The organism is Burkholderia sp. DN3021 (assembly GCF_049805555.1).
GTDB lineage: Bacteria > Pseudomonadota > Gammaproteobacteria > Burkholderiales > Burkholderiaceae > Burkholderia > Burkholderia pyrrocinia_C.
The window spans coordinates 1-2,942 of the sequence record NZ_JBNCAB010000187.1; the positions used below are offsets into that span (position 1 = coordinate 1).

Genomic DNA, 2,942 nt, shown 5'->3' on the forward strand with positions numbered 1-2,942 from the left:
CCGTCGCGCGGGCCGGCCGCCTCGGGCAGCCGCGGCGTGACGCGCCGCACGTAGCGCCCCTGCGCGAACAGCAGCGGGCCGAGGGCGGCGGTGGCGAGCGGGTATCCCATGGTGTCGATCCGGTGGCGTTTCAGGCGGTTCATGCGGGCCCGGCGCGCGGCGCCGCCGGTGTGCGCATATTGTGGCCGATCGGTGCGCGAACGGGGCCGGATTGGCCGGACGGACAGGGCGCGGCCGGGCGATCGGCCCGCACGGCCCCGTCCGGCGGCGCTCCCGAAATACGCGCTGCCGACGTGTTAACATGCGCGTCCTGCCCGCGTGTCCGCCTGCTTCGCCAGCCTGCCGCGCACGGCATCCTCCCGGCGTTCCGCCGTCAACCGCAACACCATCCGTCATCATGTCCGCAGGCCTCAATCCCGCCCAGAACGAAGCGGTGCGCTACCTCGACGGTCCCTGTCTCGTGCTCGCCGGCGCGGGCAGCGGCAAGACCCGCGTGATCACGCAGAAGATCGCGCACCTGATCGAAGCGAAAGGCTTCGAGCCGCGCCACATCGCCGCCGTCACGTTCACGAACAAGGCGGCCGCGGAAATGCGCGAGCGCGTGTCGAAGCTGCTCGAGGGCAAGACGCTCACCACGCCCGGCAAGGAAGGCCGCAAGGTGCCCGTCAACCAGCTCACCGTCTGCACGTTCCATTCGCTCGGCGTGCAGATCCTGCGCCAGGAGGCCGAGCACGTCGGCCTGAAGCCGCAGTTCTCGATCATGGATTCGGACGACTGCTTCGGGATGATCCAGGAGCAGCTCGGCACCACCGACAAGGGGCTGATCCGCAAGATCCAGAGCATCATCTCGCTGTGGAAGAACGGCCTGATCATGCCCGACGAGGCGATGGCGATCGCGGCCAACGAGGACGAGCACCAGGCCGCGCTGGTCTACCGCAACTACGTCGCGACGCTGCATGCGTACCAGGCGGTCGACTTCGACGACCTGATCCGCCTGCCCGCCGAGCTGTTCGCGAAGAACGAGCAGGTGCGCGACCGCTGGCAGAACAAGCTGCGCTACCTGCTGATCGACGAGTACCAGGACACCAACGCGTGCCAGTACGAGCTGCTGAAGCTGCTCGCCGGCCCGCGCGCCGCGTTCACGGCGGTCGGCGACGACGACCAGGCGATCTACGGCTGGCGCGGCGCGACGCTCGAGAACCTCGCGCAGCTCGGCAAGGATTTCCCGAAGCTGCACCTGGTCAAGCTCGAGCAGAACTACCGGTCGACGGTGCGGATCCTGACCGCCGCGAACAACGTGATCGCGAACAACCCGAAGCTGTTCGAGAAGAAGCTGTGGTCCGAGCACGGGATGGGCGATTCGATCACCGTCACGCCGTGCAACGACGAGGAGCACGAGGCCGAATCGGTCGTGTTCCGGCTGTCCGCGCACAAGTTCGAGCGGCGCGCGCAGTTCCGCGACTACGCGATCCTGTATCGCGGCAACTTCCAGGCGCGCATCTTCGAGCAGGTGCTGCGGCGCGAGCGGATCCCGTACGTGCTGTCCGGCGGCCAGTCGTTCTTCGACAAGGCCGAGATCAAGGACCTGTGCGCGTACCTGCGGCTGATCGCGAACGCCGACGACGATCCCGCGTTCATCCGCGCGGTCACGACGCCGCGCCGCGGGATCGGCAACACGACGCTCGAGGCGCTCGGCTCGTTCGCGGGGCAGGCGAAGGTGTCGCTGTTCGAGGCCGTGTACATGGGCGGCATCGAGGCGCGGCTGTCCGCGCGCCAGGTCGAGCCGCTCAGGATGTTCTGCGACTTCATCCAGCGCCTGACCGAGCGCGCGGACAAGGAGCCCGCGACCGTCGTGCTCGACGACATGATGGAGGCGATCCACTACGAGGCGTACCTGTACGACGCGTTCGACGAGCGGCAGGCGCAGTCGAAGTGGCAGAACGTGCTCGAATTCCTCGAATGGCTGAAGCGCAAGGGCACGAAGCCAGAGACGGAGGCCGTCGACGGCGAGGCGGAAGGCTTCCACAACGCGGACGGGCTCGCCGATACGGGCAAGAACCTGCTCGGCCTGATCCAGACCGTCGCGCTGATGTCGATGCTCGAGGGCAAGGACGAGGATCCGGACGCCGTGCGGCTGTCGACCGTCCATGCGTCGAAGGGGCTCGAGTATCCGCACGTGTTCCTGGTCGGCGTCGAGGAGGGCATCATGCCGCACCGCGGCGGCAGCGAGGACGACGGCCCGATCGACAGCGAGCGGATCGAGGAAGAGCGCCGGCTGATGTACGTCGCGATCACGCGCGCGCAGCGCAGCCTGCACCTGAACTGGTGCAAGAAGCGCAAGCGGGCGCGCGAGACGGTCGTGTGCGAGCCGTCTCGCTTCATCCCCGAGATGGGCCTCGACGAAGCGCCGCCGCCCACGCCGGAAGAAGCGCCGATGTCGCCGAAGGATCGGCTCGCGAGCCTGAAGGCGTTGCTGCAGAAGTGATGCGGCGGCGCCGTCGGGCGCACGGCGATCCGGCAGCCGGCGATCCGGCGGCCCGGCAAAACAAAACCCCCGCGATGCGCGTGCGCCGCGGGGGTTTTTTACGGGTGGGCCGGTGTTACTTCGACGCGTTGACCATGTAGTCGACGGCCGCCTTCACGTCGGCATCCGACGCGTTCGCCCCGCCCTTCGGCGGCATCGCGCCCTTGCCGTGCAGCGCGTAGTTGTAGACCGTATCCATCGAGTCCTTCAGGCGCGGCGCCCAGTCTTCCTTGCTGCCGAACTTCGGCGCGCCGAGCACGCCTGCCGCGTGGCAGGCCTGGCAGGTCGACGTGTACAGCGCCTTGCCGGCGGTTGCCGCATCGGCGCTGGCCGGTGCGGCCGCGGGCTGTTCGCCGGCCTTCGGGATCGCGGCGATCGCGGCCTGCGCCGCGGCGATCTGCGCGCTCGCGGCGTCGGC

General features: G+C 68.8%; 2 protein-coding genes and 1 pseudogene. 1 reads left to right on the plus strand and 2 read right to left on the minus strand.

What is annotated here, in order from left to right:
* Positions 1-110, minus strand: a pseudogene (locus tag ACPUER_RS36210) (SGNH/GDSL hydrolase family protein); the annotation flags it as partial.
* Between the two features lie 287 nt (positions 111-397).
* On the opposite strand from ACPUER_RS36210, the gene ACPUER_RS36215 reads away from it, so the two are divergent.
* Positions 398-2,485, plus strand: a complete 2,088-nt coding sequence (locus ACPUER_RS36215; RefSeq protein ID WP_175962713.1) for a UvrD-helicase domain-containing protein — start codon at positions 398-400, stop codon at positions 2,483-2,485.
* 115 nt (positions 2,486-2,600) lie between these two features.
* Here ACPUER_RS36215 and ACPUER_RS36220 read toward each other — a convergent pair.
* Positions 2,601-2,942, minus strand: a 342-nt coding sequence (locus ACPUER_RS36220) for a c-type cytochrome (protein ID WP_425133507.1), incomplete at its 5' end; no start/stop codon positions are given.

Bases quoted from the DNA above. Each gene is read 5' to 3' on its own strand.
- ACPUER_RS36215 (WP_175962713.1), top strand. From the start codon at position 398: ATGTCCGCAGGCCTCAATCCCGCCCAGAACGAAGCGGTGCGCTACCTC.